Annotated in this window: 16 protein-coding genes and 1 pseudogene; 10 read left to right on the forward strand and 7 right to left on the reverse strand. The window is 42.6% G+C overall.

From position 1 onward, the window contains the following. Positions 1 to 126: 126 nt before the first annotated feature. Entirely contained in the window at positions 127 to 735 is a 609-nt protein-coding gene (locus tag OO778_RS17515; protein ID WP_005395257.1) for a response regulator transcription factor, read from the forward strand. Here the strand turns inward: OO778_RS17515 and OO778_RS17520 are convergent. The 4 genes and pseudogenes from OO778_RS17520 to OO778_RS17535 all read right to left on the reverse strand — a co-directional run bounded on the left by OO778_RS17520 (position 732) and on the right by OO778_RS17535 (position 4,433). Beyond that, complete coding sequence (locus OO778_RS17520) at positions 732 to 1,619, reverse strand: LysR family transcriptional regulator (RefSeq protein ID WP_074190599.1); 888 nt, start codon at positions 1,617 to 1,619, stop codon at positions 732 to 734. The two genes, OO778_RS17515 and OO778_RS17520, sit on opposite strands and share 4 nt — an antisense overlap. Before the next feature lie 136 nt (positions 1,620 to 1,755). Further along, the gene (locus tag OO778_RS17525) at positions 1,756 to 3,117 is read right to left on the reverse strand and encodes a GGDEF domain-containing protein (protein ID WP_264912285.1); all 1,362 of its coding nucleotides are present in this window, start codon (positions 3,115 to 3,117) and stop codon (positions 1,756 to 1,758) included. 6 nt (positions 3,118 to 3,123) lie between these two features. Next, positions 3,124 to 3,273: a hypothetical protein gene (locus tag OO778_RS17530; protein WP_048624969.1), complete on the reverse strand. Its 150-nt coding sequence runs from the start codon at positions 3,271 to 3,273 to the stop codon at positions 3,124 to 3,126. Between the two features lie 4 nt (positions 3,274 to 3,277). Then, positions 3,278 to 4,433, reverse strand: a pseudogene (locus OO778_RS17535) (EAL domain-containing response regulator). 678 nt (positions 4,434 to 5,111) lie between these two features. Here OO778_RS17535 and ylqF point away from each other — a divergent pair. After that, positions 5,112 to 6,056, forward strand: a complete 945-nt coding sequence (gene ylqF, locus OO778_RS17540; RefSeq protein WP_005395264.1) for a ribosome biogenesis GTPase YlqF — start codon at positions 5,112 to 5,114, stop codon at positions 6,054 to 6,056. 339 nt (positions 6,057 to 6,395) lie between these two features. Beyond that, positions 6,396 to 7,577, forward strand: a complete 1,182-nt coding sequence (gene cqsA, locus OO778_RS17545; RefSeq protein WP_074190597.1) for an alpha-hydroxyketone-type quorum-sensing autoinducer synthase — start codon at positions 6,396 to 6,398, stop codon at positions 7,575 to 7,577. A gap of 102 nt (positions 7,578 to 7,679) precedes the next feature. Here the strand turns inward: cqsA and OO778_RS17550 are convergent, their stop codons facing one another. Beyond that, complete coding sequence (locus OO778_RS17550) at positions 7,680 to 9,725, reverse strand: hybrid sensor histidine kinase/response regulator (protein WP_074190596.1); 2,046 nt, start codon at positions 9,723 to 9,725, stop codon at positions 7,680 to 7,682. Positions 9,726 to 10,093: 368 nt separating this feature from the next. Here OO778_RS17550 and OO778_RS17555 point away from each other — a divergent pair, with 368 nt between their 5' ends. Further along, on the forward strand, positions 10,094 to 10,711 hold the full coding sequence (locus tag OO778_RS17555) for an HAD family phosphatase (RefSeq protein ID WP_074190595.1): 618 nt from the start codon (positions 10,094 to 10,096) through the stop codon (positions 10,709 to 10,711). A gap of 86 nt (positions 10,712 to 10,797) precedes the next feature. Here the strand turns inward: OO778_RS17555 and OO778_RS17560 are convergent, their stop codons facing one another. Then, positions 10,798 to 11,346, reverse strand: coding sequence for a GNAT family N-acetyltransferase (locus OO778_RS17560; protein ID WP_005398196.1), 549 nt, complete (start codon positions 11,344 to 11,346; stop codon positions 10,798 to 10,800). A 272-nt stretch (positions 11,347 to 11,618) separates the two neighbouring features. On the opposite strand from OO778_RS17560, the gene OO778_RS17565 reads away from it, so the two are divergent. The 4 genes from OO778_RS17565 (at position 11,619) to OO778_RS17580 (ending at position 17,172) form a co-directional block, all read left to right on the forward strand. Next, positions 11,619 to 12,743 carry a fatty acid desaturase gene (locus tag OO778_RS17565; protein ID WP_074190594.1) on the forward strand — a complete coding sequence of 375 codons (1,125 nt, stop codon included), beginning with the start codon at positions 11,619 to 11,621 and terminating at the stop codon, positions 12,741 to 12,743. 355 nt (positions 12,744 to 13,098) lie between these two features. Then, positions 13,099 to 14,466 (forward strand): anaerobic C4-dicarboxylate transporter DcuC, encoded by a 1,368-nt coding sequence (dcuC, locus tag OO778_RS17570; protein WP_005398199.1) that lies wholly within the window; start codon positions 13,099 to 13,101, stop codon positions 14,464 to 14,466. A 226-nt stretch (positions 14,467 to 14,692) separates the two neighbouring features. Continuing rightward, positions 14,693 to 15,283, forward strand: a complete 591-nt coding sequence (locus OO778_RS17575) for a LemA family protein (RefSeq protein WP_006742324.1) — start codon at positions 14,693 to 14,695, stop codon at positions 15,281 to 15,283. Then, positions 15,283 to 17,172, forward strand: coding sequence for a M48 family metallopeptidase (locus tag OO778_RS17580; RefSeq protein WP_074190593.1), 1,890 nt, complete (start codon positions 15,283 to 15,285; stop codon positions 17,170 to 17,172). Before OO778_RS17575 ends, OO778_RS17580 begins: the two co-directional genes overlap by 1 nt. Positions 17,173 to 17,240: 68 nt before the next feature. Here OO778_RS17580 and OO778_RS17585 read toward each other — a convergent pair whose 3' ends face one another. Beyond that, the gene (locus tag OO778_RS17585; protein ID WP_005398137.1) at positions 17,241 to 17,597 is read right to left on the reverse strand and encodes a hypothetical protein; all 357 of its coding nucleotides are present in this window, start codon (positions 17,595 to 17,597) and stop codon (positions 17,241 to 17,243) included. Positions 17,598 to 18,174: 577 nt separating this feature from the next. Here OO778_RS17585 and OO778_RS17590 point away from each other — a divergent pair. Together OO778_RS17590 and OO778_RS17595 are read left to right on the forward strand one after the other, a co-directional pair. After that, on the forward strand, positions 18,175 to 19,407 hold the full coding sequence (locus tag OO778_RS17590; protein ID WP_031780690.1) for an OFA family MFS transporter: 1,233 nt from the start codon (positions 18,175 to 18,177) through the stop codon (positions 19,405 to 19,407). A gap of 67 nt (positions 19,408 to 19,474) precedes the next feature. After that, positions 19,475 to 21,088: a VRR-NUC domain-containing protein gene (locus tag OO778_RS17595; protein WP_264912286.1), complete on the forward strand. Its 1,614-nt coding sequence runs from the start codon at positions 19,475 to 19,477 to the stop codon at positions 21,086 to 21,088. The last annotated feature ends 153 nt before the right edge of the window (positions 21,089 to 21,241 follow it).

Consider the following 21,241-nt stretch of genomic DNA (forward strand, 5'->3'; position numbering starts at 1 on the left):
TCAGTGAATTTCAATTATAGAAAATGTCATTTTCCTTTCCATCAGAAAGGTTTTTCCTACAATCCCTCTTAATACAATCATATTGCGTTGGGCGGTATGACAGTTCGGATAGTAGTGAGGCTCCATTTGAATAATGTTCTTATCATTGATGACCAACCACTTTACAGCGAAGCACTAACTTCTCTTGTTGAGAGCGTAATCAACACAGCCGAAGTCATTCAGTCGAAAGACAGCGCAGAAGTAATGGACTTAGTTCGAAATACAAAAATTGATTTTATTATTCTAGACGTTGTCCTTGGTGATCGAGATGGTATGCGTTTGGCGAAGAATATTTTAGCAACGGGCTATCAAGGTAAATTACTTTTCATTTCTTCACGCGACTATTCCAGCCTTTCTAAAGCGGCTTACGAGATGGGAGCTCATGGTTTCTTGAATAAAAACGAGACAAAAGAAGCGATTGCTGACGCGATTGTGAGTGTCTCACGTGGGTACTCTATGTTTAAGTCTACTCACGCTCCTTCTACTGGTGATGTCACGCTATCCAATCGCGAAGCCATGGTGTTCCACTACTTAGCTCAGGGCTATTCAAATAAACGTATTTCAGAACAACTATCGCTCAGCGCTAAAACCATCAGCACTTACAAAACTCGTATTTTGAAAAAATACCATGCAGATTCATTGATTGAATTACTGCATACGATCCCAAGCGCTGAAAACATTCAATGCGATCGTTAGTTCTTCATATATTTTGCAATGGCATCGGTTAATATCTGATGCATTGCGTCGTGACGATGGCTTTGCTTCATCTGAAGTACAACCTTTGGCCAGCCGTTGGGGTAATAAGATTCAGGAATACTAATAAAACGGTATCCTTCGATTGGCGCCTGATACTCCAGAAAAACCGTCGCCGCCTTTTTTTGTTTGAGCAGCTTTAGCACACTGCTCACGTTATCTAGCGCTGCAATTCGATTGATCACCATACCGTGATTCTCCATTGCTCGTTTTGCAAGCTGCTCTTTCTCTTTCCAACCGATAATTTCAAGCATAATAAATGGCAGTTTGGCAGCCTCTTCAAGAGTGGTGATCCCAAGCTCTTCCGGAACAACAACCACAGCAGGCGCGTAGCCAATAAATTTCTGATGGATAGATTTTGGCAATTCATCATTGAAGTAATGAAGCTGGGCATCCACTTTGCCTAAAAGGATTTCGTCCACCGTATATTCCGTGATGGTTGCGACAGTAATATGAGCTTTAGGAAACAGCGTCATTAAATCCATCGCCAACAAGTGTCCAAATGAGTACTGAGCCGTTTGGGGTAAACAGACCGTTATATCCTTACTGTATTTTTCTGGTTTGAATTCTGATCGAACTAAGCATGTTTCTAAGTTATCTAATGCATCTGCAATTTTGGGTAGCTGACGCATCAGAAAGTTGGTGGGTTCTAAATGATGTGGGTGACGAATGAATAGTTCATCACCAAGTTGGATGCGTAAGCGAGCAAGATATTTACTGATCGACGCCTCACTCTTGCCCAAGGCTTTCGCTACGGGTTTAAGCTGACGATGCTTTTCTAACAGAACCAGTATTTTTAATAGGTTTAGATCAAGGTCTTTGTTCACGATACAGTACCAGTTGGGTCTTATGATAATCAGCAATCAAAGGAGCATTATGCATTGCTCGACTAATATAAAAGACCAAGGGTACTGCTTGGTCAAATTTATCAAACAGTTATGTCATGGTTATGTATTGTTGTCCTCAAACACGCTGTTTTTTCATTTCATATAACTCTTCATCTGCTCTCACGATCACCTCTTGCATCGTTTCATCCTCTTCGCGCATAGCAACACCAGTACTAACGCTGATCTCTATATCTAATGTATTTAAACGATTGTGTTTAACAACGCCACGGAGCTTTTTCGCTAACATGGAAGCTTTGCTCATGCTGCATCCGGGCAAAATTACAATAAACTCATCACCACCAGTCCTGACTAAGTAGTCACTGTTCCGAAAAACCTTTCTCATTGAGTCTGCAATAATAACAATGACTTCATCGCCAACATGGTGTCCGTAACGATCATTAATCTTCTTGATACGATTTCCGTCAATCGCAATGATAGAGTATGGTTCAACCTCCATTCGATGTTTAAACCGCTCTTCTTTAAATACTCGCCGATTTAATAATCCGGTCAAGTCATCTTGCGTTACATCACTCAGAGCATTTTCTAATTGAATTTTGCTCTGTTTAGATTCATTGGCTTTTCGATAATAGGCGAACGCTACGACAAAATAGATGACAAGAATAAAGCTGTAGTCCACCACTATTTTACTAAACGGATATTGGTAAATAACAAGATTATTATTGTCGGCAACATAGGATTGAGTGTAAGCAAAATGAGCTAAGGGGTAGCTCGGAAAGTAAATAATTATCTGCTTATTTCCGTTACTAACCTCTACGTCAACGGCTTTGCCTTCATTATAAAGCGATGATAAATACAGTTGTTCCGAAAATTCGCCGACAAGCTTCCCTCTATAGTAGACGGGACTCATGATACTTAATGCCATCTCATCAGAATACGTGGTTTTGAAGGGCTTAGAGATAAGAACTCGGTCGGAGAGCTGCTCTTTCCACGCGGCAAGAATACAAGCGTAATTCACTCTGCACCATTCTATATCAAACGTCTCTTTAGATCCCTCTAGAGCTGGGATTGGTCGTTCTAAGATGAGTTTGTCACTAGTGTAAGAACGAAAGTACAATATGGCGTCTTCTCTATCGTAGACATTGGACAAATGAGCTTCTGCTTGGTGTAGGGCTTTACGAGCAACAGTTTCTACATAATCTAGGTTTTTATACGGCCTTAAAGCATAAATTGCATCTTGAAAACTGAAGTCAGTGAGTACTTCTATTTGTTCGATGCTGAAGTTTTCATACTGCGCCAATTGAGCTTCGGTCAACAAGCCTAGCAGAATGACCTTCTGCTTTGTTTTTGCTAAATTGTTAGCGTACGTATTAAATTGCTTCTTCTCATAAGAGATGAGTACAGCACCAATCATGGTCACCGATACAATAAATAACAACATCGCAACCGCAAAAGAAGAAACAAAACTTCTTACATTCATAACACTTTATGTTCCCACTACTTTTGCAAGTTCAATAACATCATTCACATTAAACTTGTCTAAAAATCGACGTTTCTTGGTACTCACGGTTTTATCACTGATAGCCACACAGATAAGCATTTGATCATCAAAGATCAAACAGTTCAATTTTTTCATATTTTTACTTCAAAATAGTGATTACCTCTAACGGCATGGGCTTATCAATGTAAAAGCCTTGGCAGATGTCTATTCCACATTCGCGCATGGTTTTATAGGTTACTTCGTCTTCGACACCTTCTGCGACAATACGAATATTGAGGCTTTTCGCTAAAGCACAAATAGCGATGACAATGCTTTTCTTTTTCAGGTCTTCACTCGCTCCGTAGACAAAAACGCGGGTCAAGTTTGATCTCGTTAAAAGGTAACTTTGCCAACTTTTCAAATGTAGATGAGCCCGTACCAAAATCATCAATTGATACCGTGACACCTTTCATTCTGAGTTTGATGAGGTTTTTGTAGATAGACGTGCTAGCTTGGAAAGCTTGCCGCTCTGTAATCTCAATGGTGATTTGTGACGGGTCGACACCACTTTCCGAGCATTGTTGAATAAAACGATGCGAGAAGTCAGGGTCGTTCAAGTTTTCGTGGTCGACATTAATCGAGACCTTTTGGGTTAATCCCCTATTGTTGATGTCATAGATTGTATTAATCAGCACTGATTGAAAAAGTTCAGAAGACAAATGGCATCGTTTTACGATCGGAAGAAAGTGGTTTGGTAACAACACGCCATAAATGGGATGCACCCAACGCGCTAACGCTTCATAACCTAAAAGCTCACCACTGTGTGCGTCTACCAAAGGTTGGTAATAATTCTTCACTCGCCCTTCACCCAAAGCAAACAAAAACTCTTGGTCTTGCAGTACGATAGGTTGAGCAAACGCTGTTTTTCGCGTTCTTTCATCTTTTATTTGGTTGAGGAGTTTAACCACTTGCATTTCGTCGTACGGCTTAGGCAGTTCTCCTAATATCTCAAAACTAAACCCTTCGCACATTTCTCGTACTGCCGAGATGATGCTCTGCTCCAACAAACTGACTAGCACGACTTGCCCGTGATACTGAATTTGGTCGAATACTTCCAAGATGTCGATACCGCCTTTTCCCGGCATCTGGAGATCGCAAAAGATCACATCAAAATATTGCTCTTGTGCACATTGACTAGCAGTGTCCACACAATTGAATGTACTGACTGAAGCGCCACTATGACCCAATATTTGGGTAAGTATCTTGGTTTGTAGAGGATGACCATCAATCACCATCACATTAAGCTGTGTATTCATTTATCTCTATCCAATAGTCTATATTTTCGATCTCCTGCTCGATTGGTTAAATTAATCCTGCCACTCGCTGATCAAAATCGACCAGCATTACTCAGCCTCAATGTAAAACTCAGTCTGCTTGTCTGTTCTCAATAACTGTCACTATCAATGAGTTAAAAAAGAAACTACTGGCAAAAATGTGGCAACGGACAACGCTGTAATACGACTTATCGTACTGAGCATAAAGCCTTACTCGGACTGGGCAGTCAGATTAATTTGTGTCGGCTAAAAGTCAAATTTCGACTAATAGCGAAATGAAATATAAATTACTGATATAAAGATAAAAATTTGAAATAAGTCAGGAAAAGCCGACAAAACAATCCACCTTTGACTACACAATATTTGCGCTTAATATCTCACCAAAGTGAATACTTGTTGTAAGTCCGTTGGCGAGCATACTCAACAAATGTTTGCTTGCTCGTTTGTAAACCGTGGCTTTTTGTCTCCATCTTGAATGCTTCGCCTTCATTCCGTGATAAACTAGCTCATTAACACGAAAAAAACGCTCAACTTTGCGGTACAGAGCCACAAAAGTAAGTACGGTTTTAACACACTCTGTCTAAAACTATGCTGCTCGAAGCTCAAATTACTACTCGTACGCCCGTTGGAGCAGTAAGAAAATTAAGGTATTAAATTCAAATGGTTAATAACTCAATCCAGTGGTTTCCTGGCCACATGCACAAAGCACGCAAAGAGATCGAAGAAGCAATCCCACAAGTGGATGTGATCATCGAAGTACTGGATGCTCGTATTCCTTTCAGTAGTGAAAACCCTTTGATTTCTCAAATCCGTGGTGACAAGCCAGTCGTTAAAGTCTTGAACAAGCGTGATTTAGCCGATCCTGAGTTAACTCAATTATGGATTGAGCACTTGGAGCAAGAGCAACACGTAAAAGCAATGGCAATCACGACGTCAGAACCACAAGAAGTGCATCGAATCATGGAGCTTTGCCGTAAACTTGCCCCACACCGTGAAGAGATAGGTAAAAACATTCGTACCATGATCATGGGGATCCCAAACGTTGGGAAATCGACAATCATCAATACTCTAGCTGGTCGAACGATCGCGGTGACTGGTAACCAGCCCGCGGTAACACGTCGTCAGCAGCGCATCAACCTGCAAAATGGCATCGTTTTATCCGATACACCAGGGATTCTGTGGCCAAAAGTGGAAAACCCACACAGTGGCTTCCGTTTAGCTGCTACTGGCGCTGTAAAAGATACTGCAATGGAATACGACGAGGTTGCGTTTTACACCATTGAGTACCTAGCAGCCCACTATGCAGACAAGCTTAAAGAGCGTTACCAAATCGAAGAGCTTCCTGAATCAGATATCGAGATCATGGAAGAGATTGGTCGCCGCCGTGGTGCACTACGCGCAGGTGGACGTGTGGACTTGCACAAAGTATCAGAGATTTTGTTGCACGAACTTCGCCAAGGCATACTAGGCCAAATTACACTAGAGCGCCCAGAAATGATCACTCAAGAGCTGATTGAAGTCGAGATTGAAACCGCTCGTAAAGAAGAAGAAAAAGCGAAGCGTAAAGAAGAGCGCCGCAAGCGCTATCTACGTAATAAGCGATAAACTGATATTATCTTTTCCCATTTATATTTTAAGGCGCGATTTTCGCGCCTTTTTGTTATCTAATGCGCCCATTTTTTCACTTTTCAAACTTTATATTCCTCATACAAAGTCCAGACATGAAGCACGAAAAAAACACCGAAAAATCGCCGTATAAGCTTTAAGCACAAACTAGTTTAGACCCCGGGCCCCTATAGAGTTACAGCCACCATCCAACCCTCAAATGTCGAGTTTGCAAGGGTCTGCAAACTTATGCAACCTGGTTAGTGACACTCTCCCCAAAATCCGCAATATGAATAAGTGTCAGCGCTGGCGTTTTTCCATATGAAGAAGAGATTTATTATGAGTGAAACTATACAAAGCAAACCACTTCCTTCCTTTATTGAGGAACGCCTAGATTTTCATATTCAAGATCTAATTGAACCGAACGAGAACAAGAAACACCTTGTTCTTGGTAAACGTCCAACGTGTAATGCCATTGTTATGCAAAGCAATGATTACCTTGCACTGTCTCATAACAAGGAGATTCAAAACGCGCATCGTGATGCGATTTCTCAACACGATGACAACGTCGTGATGTCCGCGATTTTCTTGCAAGATGATGAATCAAAACCTGCATTTGAAACTCAACTAGCCAGTTTTGTCGGCATGCCTAGCTGTCTGCTTTCTCAATCAGGATGGGCTGCGAATGTCGGTTTATTACAGACTATTTGTGCACCGAACATACCTGTGTATATCGACTTCTTTGCGCATATGTCTTTATGGGAAGGTGCACGTATCGCAGGAGCACAAATTCATCCGTTCATGCATAACAACACCAACCACTTGCGAAAACAGATTTCACGCCATGGTTCGGGAATTATTGTTGTGGATTCGGTTTACAGCACTATCGGAACCATTGCTCCTCTACGTGATATCTACGAAATAGCACAAGAGTTTGACTGCGGCTTAGTTGTGGATGAATCGCACTCGTTAGGTACGCACGGTCCGCAAGGCGCGGGGCTACTGCAAGAGCTGGATTTGACTCATATGGTGGATTTTGTAACCGTAAGTCTTGCAAAGACATTTGCTTATCGTGCTGGCGCAATTTTAGGTGCAGAAAAGCTGGCTAAGACGCTTCCATTTGTCGCGTATCCTGCCATTTTCAGCTCCACCGTGTTACCGCAAGAAATTATTCGGTTAGAAAAAACACTGGACGTCATAAAAAAAGCCGATGACAAGCGGGAGATTTTGTTTAAAAGAGCGAAGTCTCTAGCCGTTGGTTTAAAACGTATTGGGTTTACTATTCGCAGTGAGTCGCAAATTATCGCGCTAGAATGTGGCAACGAAAGAAACACTGAGCGAGTTCGCGACTTTCTAGAAGAAAGGAATGTCTTTGGCGCAGTTTTCTGTCGCCCTGCAACAGGAAGAAACAAGAACATCATTCGTTTTTCTGTCAATGCGGACATGACTGCCGCCGAAGTCGATCACGTTCTTTCCGCCTGCCAAGAAGCGTTTGTTCATCCCGATCTAGAGTTTGTATAAGCTAGAGTGTAGGTAAAAATAAAGAGCTCAGCCGTTTGCTGAGCTCTTTATCCGTATTCGCGTTATGATCAACTCGTCTCGAGATAACACAGTTGCGAGTGATTAAATCCAGTTTGCGATTTTGTCGAATAAGCGATTTTTATCCGCTGGTTTTACGATAAAGTCAGACATGCCAGAAGAGCCTATTTTGTCCAGCGTAACAGGTGAGCTATCCCCAGTATGCGCAATAATAGGTACCGACGCATAGTTTTTATCCGAGCTTCGAATTCGCCTTGAAGCTTCTACACCATCCATGATGGGCATCTCGATATCCATAAGAATGAGGTCAACGTTCTCTTGCTCTAATGTATCCAGTGCTTGCTGCCCGTCTTCTTTCTGAATCACTTCAAAGCCCTGCTTTTCGAGTAACATCGCGGTAAATTTTCGCAAAGATTCGTTATCATCCACGACCATAATTGTCCGTTTATTTGACGTATCCAAAGCCACTGAGGCCGTTGGTGTCGACACATAGCTTGAATCATACAAGAGACGGTCAATGGTTGGCTTAGTATTCAATAACCAGGCTTGAGTCTCGACCCAAATAGGCTCATATGCCGCTTTGCATGCTCTCTGTGTCGGGTGATGCTCAAAAAGATAAACGATACGAGCTTCCGTGAAAGACAAAAGAGATTCTAATCTATCCAATTGGTTTGCTCTTGCATCCAAGCTCTCAAGATCGATAAAAATCAGGTCGAATTCGAACTCATACTCTTTCTTTTTGAGCACTTGATTAACATCTAAGATCGTTGATTCAAAACCCATAAAACGGCTAATGTCCGTCACTTTCGACACAAGAATATCTTGATTAGTCACCGTTAGGATGGTTTTGAGTTTGGTCAAATCGTTTTTAATTTCAGTCACGATATCAGATGTGATCGGCGGGAAAGTTAACGTGAACTGAGACCACTCACCTAGCTGAGACTGGCATTCAATGTTACCTCCAAAAGAACGCATCACTTTTTTACAAAATGGCAAACCCAAACCATAGCTGCCTGACTTACCAGTTGTGTAAAAGTCCTGAAATATATTACGTAGGACATCAGGAGCAATACCAGCACCATTATCGGTTACAACGATTTGGTTTGAGTGCTCCGTGCTCGTCATGGACACATGTATGTGGAAATCTTCAGATGTGCGATGATGGAAGGCGTTCTTGAAAAGGTTATACATAACGTATTTGAGTAAGGTATCGCTACCAAGAAAATCAAACTCACTTCTCGCATCTAGGGATATAGCAAAGCGATCCGTCGCACGCTTATAACTAAAGCTTTCAATCGCTTTTTCAACCACAGAGTGAGCAGAATGCTTTTGAAAACTGGATCGCGAGACACGGTTTTCGTCTATAGATGTCAGAAGTAAATCTATCGTCTCGTTGCCCGACTGGATGATGTTCATCGCATCCTCACTAACTTCGCGCAGCAGGGTGACATCCTCTCCGCTCATCAGATATTGGTCTTTCTCGGCTTCTTTTTTATTGGGTAAGACTGATTGGATAACATCGATTGACGTGCAAAGGCCACTTAAAGGGTTACGCATTTCATGCGCAATTCCGGCCCCGAATGACTTGGCCAACGACACTTTCGCTTCGTGCTCTACTTGGTTCCGAAAGTAGAATAAATTGCCAAATACATAAATAAAGAGAAAGATTGGCACATGCGTCCAGTCCATTGTTAAATCGAGATGAAACCCTTTCGCCACCCAAGCAAAGAACGTCGCTAAACCTATTCCGGCAAAAGTTTGAGCGAACATAACTCTTGTGACATGAACCAATAGAATGTGCAAGAAAATCGCGGACATAAAGGACATGACCCAAACATTGGACCAGTCATTCATCAGTAACATATAGAAAAAGAAAAACGGTAAGCAGATCGTTATCGTCACTTGGTAGTAAATATGGATATATTTTCGCCACGTTGACGACAAGCGGTTTCTAAAAATGATGCCAAAGAACAATAGTGAACAAAACAGTCTGAGCGGCAAGTTTTCATAAGCCTGTGGGAAAACAAAATCCCAAACAAAGTAGTACAGCGGAAAGCCAAGAAACCCCATCCAACCAACGAGAGTCAGGTTGGGTTCTGCATATTGATAAACCTTACGTATCGAGTCCATATTATCTATTTTGCCTACTCCGCCTGACGCCCCAATAGTGTGATTTGTATTCATTCTTATCGTTTTATTATTAAGTAATTATATATTACTTAACGCTTATAAGCAGCGCGAAATGGCGCAAATATTTCGCGACGCTTGTCTTTAATTTCAATCTTTTAAGATAGCGACACTTGATTTACAACCAAATAAATGAAGTTGCATATAGTTTAGTGTAATTTTGCGATAATCGCGTTGTATCCTAAGGGATGTTAATCTCATATACGTTCGAGACACTTAAACAGCGCCTTTGGCTCGAACTTCCAAAGATTTAACGACAGCATTCACTGTGGATGTAACGCGGTGATGAACAATTGGCTTGGGGGGGTGTTATGGAACCTTTACAAATAAAAAACGTAATTTTTGATGTGGGAAATGTATTAGTACGCTGGTCTCCGGTAGAGATTGTTCGCTTAACATTTGGTCACTCAGTAGAAGCGGAAAAAATGGCCCAGTTGCTGTTTTCATCACAAATCTGGAAAGACTTAAACAAAGGAATCATTTCCGAAGAGGAAGCCAAACTGTGCTATCAACGTGAGCACAAAGTGACAGCGGAAGAAATGGACCGCTTTTTTTACTACGTAAAACATACACAAATATTACTTTACGGCAGTGTCGAACTGCTAAAAAGAATAAAAAGTGCAGGATATCGCGTTTATGCGCTCACAGACAACGTCAACGAAATTGTTGAGCATCTTCGTGCTACCTATGAATTCTGGCCGCTGTTTGAAGGTGCAATCATCTCTTCTGAAGTGCAGTTACTAAAGCCACAAGCTGAGATCTACCAAGCCCTACTTTCAACATATCAGCTTCAGGCCGAGGAAACGGTATTTCTTGATGATATGCCATACAACGTCGAAGGGGCCCGAGCGGTAGGCATGGAAGCCATTCAATTTGAAAATGCTCAGCAATGCGAGTCAGAGCTAAAAGCCATGGGGCTTTGCTTTTAAGTCGCCCACTGAAACACAAAACTTTAGGACAGGCACAAAAAAGAGCAGCGTTGATGCTGCTCTTATTGCTAAGCTAAAACGTCAGACTAGGAGTAAATAACGTTTTCTTCTATCCCACTGACTAATGACTGAGCATTCTTCCAACGGAATACCTTCTCCAATACTTCTGTACCACCTGGCGCACGCCAAGTTCGCTCTTGACATTCTTGACCTCCAATATGGCGGTAGAATTCAATTGCAGAAATGTTTTGCGATACGACTTCTAGATAAAGGCCAGTGTCTTTAAAGTACTGTTGCTGCCATTCTGCCACAGCAAGTAATAGCTGCTTGCCAATACCACGACCACGGTAGCTGTCATCAACATGCAGTGCGTCAATAAAGGTTCCACGCTCGAAGTCATGGTTGCCAAACACACAAACGAAGCCGAGCAACAAACCACCCTCTTCCGCCAAGACAATGTGCTGGTTGAATGGTGGGTTGGTCAGACGGGTTTGCCAGATCAGTAGTTTGTCGTCAATCGCCTCTTTATCAAGATAGTTATCACTAAGAATGCCACGGTAATGACGCTTCCAACTATCCGCATGAAGATGCGCAATGCGCTCGTAGTCCTTATATTCCGCTAATCGTAAATCCATTACGTATTCCTATTTTCTTACATTTTTTACTTCTTTATAGAGTCTCGGCATATTCCACCTTTATAACACTTGTTTCTTGGCAGATTTTATACACCTTAAGCCAGAGCTCATTTTTTAATACTACTCATTATTCAATTAAAAGCAAAATATCCCATCAAGTTCCTTAATGTACATCCAAAGGAACAGTCACATTTGTCTAACTTTAATTTGACTTACACGTGTACGCTGATATTCTGGCGAACAGTTGTTAGCTCAAAGTTAGGAATACACCTGTGACTCAAAACAAACCACCCATTATCTGGTTGAATACATTGATATTTTCTTCCAGTTTTGTTCTGACTTTTATTGTAATGCCTTGGTATGCATATCATTTTGGACTGGGTTGGGAGCATCTAGTTTGGGGAGTGATAGCATTCAGTTTTACGAATCTTTCTATTACAGCAGGCTATCACCGACTCTGGAGCCACAAAACATACGAAGCTCATCCAATTTTACGTGCTATTTTTGCGATTGGAGGAGCATTTTCTTTGCAAAATAGTGCATTACACTGGTCTTCTGATCATCGTGTACACCACAAGCATGTCGACAATAACGACAAAGATCCTTACTCAGCGAAACGTGGCTTTTGGTATTCTCATATTGGTTGGATGTTACGCGACTACAACAAATCGCAGGAAAACGAATACACCAACTGCCGCGATTTAAAGCGTGACAAAATCGTCATGTGGCAACATAAGTACTATGTTCCACTTGCTCTACTCACCAATATTGGCTTTCCGGTCGCTCTTGGTATTATCTACGGCGATATTTGGGGTATGTTATTAGTAGTTGGTGCCGCTCGACTATTTATGAGCCACCACACGACCTTTTTCATTAACTCACTTGCGCATGTTTGGGGAAAACAGACTTTCACGGACAAAAACACCGCTCGCGACAACGGCGTATTAGCCTTTTTTACATTTGGTGAGGGCTACCACAATTTCCATCATATCTTCGAGAATGACTATCGTAATGGTGTGTATTGGTGGCATTACGACCCAACCAAGTGGTTGATTAAGTCATGCTCTTGGCTAGGACTGACATCTAAATTACGCACAACGCCAACATTTAGAATAGAAAAAGCTCGCGCAACTCAACTCTTGAAGAAAGCAAAAGAAAAACTGGGAGCAAAACCGAATACGCAGACGATTCTCGATCAGTTACAACACGAGTTTGATGCGCTAGTTCATCACATGCAGGAATATTATGAAATGCGCAAGGAAGTACTCGGTGCAAAAACAGCCAGTGTGGTAAAAAAATACGAGTGCTCTGTGACAAAGATAAAGTATCAGCAAATCAAAGCGGAGTTCGAACGGCAACAACGCAGTTGGAACCTCATGGTGCGCCGATACGCTTAACTTAACCCATCCTTACGATTTAGCTTCGCTTCGGCGAAGCTTTTTTGTTGCAAGGATTATTACCCTCTCCCAACTCACTGAGTTGTTTCTTTTTCTCATTTTGAATCAATTCCCTCACTATTTATTCAAATTTCTGGTCATATTTTCCTTCCTGCAAACAGCTTCAAACCAGCACATAACACTTAGAAAACCAAATTCCAACAATACAATCTAACGAAATTAATTATTAAATTATTATTTGTCTCAGATCATGCAAGCCCCATATTTGTCTCGTGCCACAGTTAAGAATTCTGTAAATTCCTTGTCATAAAATGAAACAGTTTCTTTCTTTTTTTCATAACATTCGGAGATCCCTATGTTAGAGCTCTTAATTGGCTTAGTTGTCACCATTGCTGTGGGTTACTTTATCGTCAAAGGCTATAAAGCTGCGGGCGTGTTACTGACGGCTGGTATTGCTTTACTTCTTATGACTGGCGTATTGGGGCATGACGTGCTGCCCTCAAAAATCACCTCAACCGGTAACATGGTGACAGACGCGCTAGAATACGTGAAATACATGCTACAATACCGCGGCGGCGGCCTTGGTATGCAAATCATGTTGCTATGTGGCTTCGCTTCCTATATGACTCACATCGGCGCGAATAACGTTGTAGTGAAACAGTTCTCTAAACCGCTTTCTGTTATCAAGTCTCCTTATGTCCTTTTGGTAGCGGCTTACATTGTGGCGTGTTTGATGTCTCTTGCGGTAAGTTCTGCAACTGGCCTTGGCGTACTATTAATGGCGACATTGTTCCCAATGATGGTCGCAATGGGGATCTCTCGTCCAGCAGCGGTTGCAGTTTGTGCCTCTCCTGCGGCAATCATTCTTTCTCCAACCTCTGGTGATGTGGTGATCGCCGCCGAAAAATCTGGCTTGGCGCTTGATGTGTTTGCGGTACAAACAGTGTTGCCTGTTTCTATCTGCGCAATCATCGTGATGGCTGCCGCGGCTTTCTTCTGGAACAAATACTTAGATAAGAAAGAAAATACGCCAATGGAAAAAATTGACGTATCAGAGATCAAAGCCGATGCACCAGCGTTTTATGCGGCACTGCCATTTCTACCTATCATCGGCGTGTTCCTATTCAACGGTCGTACCATTCCAGGACTTAGCCTAGACATTTACACTATTGTGGTCGGATCGATTTTCCTTGGCGCTCTGATCCATTACGTTGTAAATAAGTTTGATGGTAAGAAATCACTGGAAGATTTAGATTCTTGTTACGCTGGCATGGCTGACGCGTTCAAAGGCGTTGTGATGCTTTTGGTTGCAGCGGGGGTTTTTGCGCAAGGTCTAATGTCTATCGGCGCTATCGATAACCTACTTCACCTTGCAGACAATGCAGGTGCAGGCGGTGTTGCTTTAATGCTTATCCTTACTGCATTGACAGTTGCAGCAGCAATTGCAACGGGGTCTGGTAACGCGCCTTTCTATGCATTTGTAGAGTTGGCACCATCTTTGGCTGCTAAAATGGGACTAAACCCAGCGTTCCTAATTATCCCGATGCTTCAAGCATCAAATCTAGGTCGTACTATCTCACCAGTGTCTGGCGTAATCGTTGCGACATCCGGCATGGCGAACATCAGCCCGTTTGAGGTTGTAAAACGAACATCTGTTCCGGTTCTTGCCGGTCTTATCACAGTTATAATTGGTACTATGGTGCTTGTTCCAATGAGTGCCTAACGGCATCGCCAATATTGCTTATCGACAAGGCCCGGCTTCTAGCTGGGCCTATTTCTTTCATCTCTCCAGTGCCATTATTCTTTCTGTATTGCTTTGTAAATGCATTTTAATTGTTACTCAACTCGTGACATATTTCTCGGTTATTACATCGCTTCTTCAGAAGCATTTGCTTAATATCTCAACAGTTTATATAAGAACTGAATACATTAAGAAAATGGGATTTATTATGACTGCATTTATTGTCTTTATCGTTATTGTCCTGCTCGTTGTGGTGTACGCCGTCAGTATCTACAACAAGCTCGTTACTCTACAAAACCGTTTCAAAAACAGCTTCGCTCAAATAGAGGTTCAATTAAAACGTCGATACGATTTGATTCCGAACTTAGTTAATACTGCAAAAGGCTATATGGAACACGAAAAAGAAACATTTGAACGTGTCATCCAAGCTCGTAATCAAGCAATTGCTGGCCTGAAAGCAGCCAGTGACGCGCCTGGTAGTGATGCGGCAATTAGCCAACTAAACCAAGCAGAAGGCATGCTGCAAAGTGCGTTGGGCAAACTTAATGTGGTAGTGGAAGCCTACCCTGAGCTTAAAGCAAATGAAACCATGAGTCAGCTTCAAGAAGAATTAACCAGCACTGAAAACAAAGTTGCGTTTGCTCGCCAAGCATTTAATGATGCGGTAACCAGCTACAACACATACAAACAAACGTTCCCGCCAGTGTTGTTTTCCAACGCATTCGGATTCCAAGATGGCAAACTGTTAGAGTTTTCTGACAGTGCTGAAATACAAGCTGCCCCAAAGGTTGAGTTCTAATGGATTTCTTTGACCATCAAGATACCGCGCGTCAACGCACTGGGCTTTTGGTGTTCCTGTTTTCCTTAGCAGTTGTCACCATCACTGGTTTGGTAAGCGTATTATCGATTGGTATCTATTACGGAGTAACAGGCGAACACTTTGATCAAGAAACCGCACTTACCTACGTCTTGTTGTGCTTTGCTGGCGTATTGCTGGTTGTTACGATAAGTTCAATGGTTCGCTTATCCGCCCTCACCTCCAATGGAGGCCGAGGGGTTGCTGAGAGCATAGGTGGCAAGCTGATTTCCTCAAACACCTTAGATGCAAAACATAGACAACTGCTCAACGTTGTGGAAGAGATGGCTATTGCATCTGGCATTCCGGTTCCTCCCGTCTATGTGATGCAGGAAGAGCGCGGTATCAATGCTTTCGCAGCAGGCATGAGCATTGATGATGCCGTCATCGGCGTCACACAAGGCGCACTGGATAGCTTCACGCGAGATGAACTACAAGGTGTCATTGCTCATGAATTCAGCCATATCTTAAACGGAGATATGCGTTTGAATACGCGTCTTATCGGCGTACTGTTTGGCATCACTTGCATTGCACATTTTGGACACTTGGTCTTAGATAACACTCATCATACGAGTCGCGTATCAAGAAGTTCTTCCGATTCCGATAAAGGCTTTGCGGTTATCATGTTGATTGCGATTATCTGTTTGGTTCTGGGCTGGATTGGCACCTTGTTTGGCTCGATGATCAAAGCCGCAATCTCTCGTCAACGTGAGTTTCTCGCTGATGCCAGTGCCGTTCAATTTACTCGAAACGATCAAGGCATTGCTGGTGCACTCAAGAAAATTGGTAGTCATATTGCGGGTTCTTCATTGAATACAAAAGCAAGCGATGAGATGAGCCATATGATGTTTGGTCAAAGCAAACTCTCCGGCTTTTCTGGCCTATTTGCGACTCACCCTCCACTAGAAGAACGGATTCGCCGAATTGAACCTGGTTGGGATGGAAGTTTTTCTCAAAGTTCGCATCGTCCAACAACAAGCTTTGAGAATGATAACGTTAGTGGATTCTCATCAGGGACGTCGACACAACCTGAGAAACCAACCACCGCAGAACTCAGCGAAGTAGGTCAACAACTACTTAACCAACTTCCTTCCGAACTTGTCGACATCGCTCGTGAACCATACAGTGCGCGCTTTATTGCTTTTGCCTTGATATTTGATGGTAGTGAACTCCAGCGAGAGATGATAAAAAGTCATATCCCCAATGTGTCTCAAGCACAATTATTACCATGGCTGGATTATGATTTGCCTCTTCATCTACGCTTTCCATTACTCGAACTCTCCATTCCTGCCTTGAAATCGCTAAGTGAGGGTCAGAAAAACAGACTGTGCCAGGTGCTACGTGAACTCTCTCAAACTGATGACCACTACTCACTCGCAGAATGGTGTGTCATCAACTTATTGGAGAAGCAACTACTCGAATCGTATGGATGTACAAAACAGTTCCAATCTTTAAAGCAATTAAAAGAGAGTGTGTTTTGGCTACTGCGCGAATTGGCTTGGGTTAGTCACTCTCAACCGGAAGACGCTCAACGTGCATTTAGCAGCGCCCTAACCTGTTTGGGCTTTAATGATGCAGAGTTACAACCCGCAAATAAGAACTGGGGCCTAAATCGCGCCGCTTTAGAGCTCCTACTGCAGCTCAAACCGAAAAGTCGTCGCTTGTTCGTAAAAGCGTGTCGATTAGCGATTGAATCGGATGGAAAGGTCACCGTTGCGGAAGGAGAACTCTATAGGGTAATCGCCTGCTTCTTAGAAGTTCCAGAGCCGCCACTAACAGTATCAGTCAATACAGGACAAACCCTACCGAGCCAAACACAACAAGCTAACTGACTTAGCTTTAAACAAAAACGCCAGCACTTTTGCTGGCGTTTTTTCATTATGTTTTCTTATTTGACGATTTACGCTGACTTAAATCGATCAGGGATCTTAGTGATACTTTCTCGATAACTAAACCATAAGTAGGTCACGGCGAGAGAGAAGAATAAATACGAAAGTGCGAAGACGATTGGAGATGTAATTAATTCAGCCGACATTCCCCACATCACACCAACAACCGTTATCGTCAACTTAGAAAGCATGCCGCAAATTAGTAAGAATAAGGCAAGCTGCGGAAAGCGCGAGCTACGGAATGCAAAGAAATAACAGCTCCCTACCGCTAGAGAAGCAATAGATAGACCCAACATAAATGAATGGATGTGGTCTGCAGATGCGACACCAGCAGATACCGAAGCCATGAGTAATAGGAACAGTTTCATAAGTCACCTCACAACAAGTCTAAAAAAGCATCCCTTCATAAATGAAATCTCATTTTTCGCTATATTCTGCTCCTATAATCTGCAATTACAAGTGACTTTTTTGTTCACTTAATGCACAAAAAACCTAATCAGCTCTAGTTATTACAAAGGGTTAACAATTTAAATTTAAGAAACCCTTTACATCCAATACTTACGGCGACAAGACGATATTTCAGTCATTTTTGTTACAGGGAGTTAACACGGTAACATTTTGAAATTTTTTATATGAAATGTGAGCTGTGCACCCAACTGCGCACTGAATTCTCTGTTTTGACTAGTTCCTCATTCCCAATAACAGAAATCATCACTTTTTGATAACACGCCAACCACATACAAAACCATGAATTCACATCCGCTTTTAATGTTTCAAATTATTTTATCAGTAACGGAAAAAAGAGATTCCAATCACATATTTATTGGTTATAATCCGCGCTCATTGCGTTAATCGTTGAAAAACGCAAACTAATTTTGAGAAAAAACATCTTTAAACCAACCCTCTTTGCGGCATTACCAACAAGAGGAAAAACTGAGAATGAAAATGAGCAAGATTGATAAAGCTATGCGCATCCTGTTAGCAGGGTTCTGTATCAACCTTTGTCTTGGCATCCTGTATGCTTGGAGTGTATTCAACAAGGCACTGGTAACTGAATCAGGCTGGAGTGCTGCAGAAGCTTCTGCACCTTATGCAACTGCAACCATCACTTTCTCTATCTGTCTTCTTGTTGCAGGTATTCTTCAAGACCGCATGGGTCCACGTATGATCCTTATCCTAGGTACTGTTCTTACAGGTCTAGGCATGATCGCGTCTGGCTTTGTTGACACTCCACTCATGCTGAACATTACCTTCGGTGTGATCACAGGTGCAGGTATCGGTTTTGGCTACGCATGCCTATCACCTTCTGCAATGAAATGGTTCCACGCTTCGAAGAAAGGCATGGTTAACGGCATTATTGCGGCTGGTTTTGGTCTAGCGGCTATCTACCTAGCACCAGTAACATCATCATTGATCGACAGCATGGGCATTCAAACCAGCTTTATGGTTCTTGGTGTTGGTATCCTAGCGATTGCGGTTCCTCTTGCAGCAACCATCAACAACCCACCAGCAGACTACACACCTGCTGAGCCGAAAGTAAAAGAAGGCCAAGCACCTAAAGCGGTGAAAAAGTCAGATGACCTAACTTGGAAAGCAATGCTGAAGACGCCACAGTTCTACTCTCTATGGATCATGTACGCATTCGCAGCTTCTGTTGGTCTAATGATCATCGGCAACATCACGACAATCGCAAGCGTTCAAGCAAACTTACCAAACGCGGTTTACCTAGCGTCTATTCTTGCTGTATTTAACTCAGGCGGCCGTGTTGCTGCGGGTATGCTTGCAGATAAAATCGGCGGTGTTCGTACGCTTCTACTTGCGTTCGTCTTACAAGGCGTAAACATGGTGTTGTTCGCAACGTTCGACTCTGAGTTCACTCTGATCATTGGTACTGCGATCGCAGCGGTAGGTTACGGTACACTTCTAGCGGTATTCCCTACGCTAACGGCCGAGTTCTACGGTTTGAAAAACTACGGTACTAACTACGGTGTGCTTTACACTGCATGGGGTATCGGTGGTGCAATCGGCGCAGCAGTTGTTGGCTTCTCTATGACGAACGGCGAAGGCTACACCTTGGCTTACACTATTTCTTCAGCAATGATGGCAGTATGTATCGTACTTGCGTTCATCACCAAGCCACTGTCTGAAGCGAAAGTAGCGCAGCTCAAAAACGCATAATTGCGAATTGATTTGATAGCGAAAAGGCTTAACCTATTGGTTAAGCCTTTTTTGTTATCGGTCGTTTATGGAAAGCCCTATCGAACTTGCACCAGACTACTATCTAGAAAACTTCTTTAAGCTGACTCACCACGCAGTAACCTGGTACAGCGATTTACTGGCCGAGGATGAACACGCTTGGCTTTGCTCGTTTGATTCCTTGAGCAAACACGCCCAGTGCCTGTTGGTGCGTTTATACAGCCGAAAAGGGTGTTGGTTTCGAAGTGATAAGCTGAGTTATCAAGAAATACCTTCTATCAATGAAGCACTGGCAGAATTGAGTCAACATGAGTTTGTGGCCCTTTCCCCAACACTCTCTCATCAAGAGTTAGCGTCTAACTTACTGACGAAACCGGAGATCTCTGCACTTTACCCAGAGCTACCGAAGTCATTAAAGAAAGATGCCCTTGTAGAGCGTTTAAGCAACACGGAATTTGATCGTTTTGAGCAGCTTGAGTTTACGATCATCAAACTCAATTCAGCTCACATGATCGACGTATTACTCACCCTGTTTTTTGCCAACACTCATCAAGACTTAAGTCAGTTTGTGCTTGATGACTTAGGTCTACATCAGTTCGAGCAATACCAATTGAGTAAAGTGCGCCGTTTCTTTGATTCACGTGAGCAAATAGACCGCTTAATTGAACTAAGCCAACTGGCCAACCTGTACTGGCAATTTGATCGAAAAGACAAAGCGAACCTCGACTTATTAATTGAGGCAATGCCTCATCCAGTTAGTCACCATTACGTAGATCGTAAACGCGAACACATGTTGAATGACATTGCGCGAGACTATGAGCGTATTAATGAGCTAGAGACCGCCCTATCTCTATTTAGCCAAACTCAGCTCACTCCGAGCCGAGAACGACGTGCACGTATCTATGACAAACTGAACCATGATGATTTATTTAGTGACATTGTCACAGAGATGCTGCAGTCGCCAATTGATGTGTCTGAGCTCGAAGTCGCACAAAAACTTGAGCAACGGTTGAAGCGAAAACAAGGCGCGAAAGTACCAAGAGTAGCGAAGCCACTCTGCTCCGAATACCATATTGAACTGGATTTATCTCAACAACGAGTCGAGCTTGCCAGTAAAGCGTATTTTGAGTCCTTAGGCTGGAATGTGTTTTACGCTGAAAATGCGTTGCTCAACTCGCTACTGGGGCTAACATTCTGGGATGCGATTTTTGCTCCTATTGAAGGGGCATTCATTAACGCTTATCAACACCGTCCTTTAGATTTATATCACTCGGATTTTGTTACCAAGCGCCAAGTTTTGATAGACACCGCTTTTGCCGAACTAGAAGCGGGCAACACCCAGACGTTATTGACAAAATACGATGAGAAGTTTGGCATCAGTAATCCATTTGTACATTGGAATTTAATAAGTAAAGAGCTACTCGAAACAGCGCTCAACACTATCCCAACCAATATGCTGATGGCGCTGTTCAAAATACAATTGAGCGACCTTAAGCTTTACCGTAATGGGATGCCGGATCTCATTGCTTTTAAAGAAAACGAGTTCAAGTGGATTGAAGTGAAAGGTCCTGGCGATAAACTCCAGGATAACCAATGGCGTTGGATCAAAGAGTTTACTCGACTTAATGTCCCGTTTGCGGTGTGTTACGTCGCCGCAACTTAACTTACTCTATATAAAGAGCTTGGTGTTTGTTCACTCAAACCGCTCCTCGGTTATCGCCCCTTGCTCTTTTTTCTAAACATTTTTTTCGTTTCTTCACGATCGCTTCACGCTTCTTCACACAAAATGCGCTTCTACTCACTAAGTTGATTTGAA

Source organism: Vibrio sp. STUT-A16, assembly GCF_026000495.1.
GTDB classification, from domain to species: Bacteria; Pseudomonadota; Gammaproteobacteria; order Enterobacterales; family Vibrionaceae; genus Vibrio; species Vibrio diabolicus.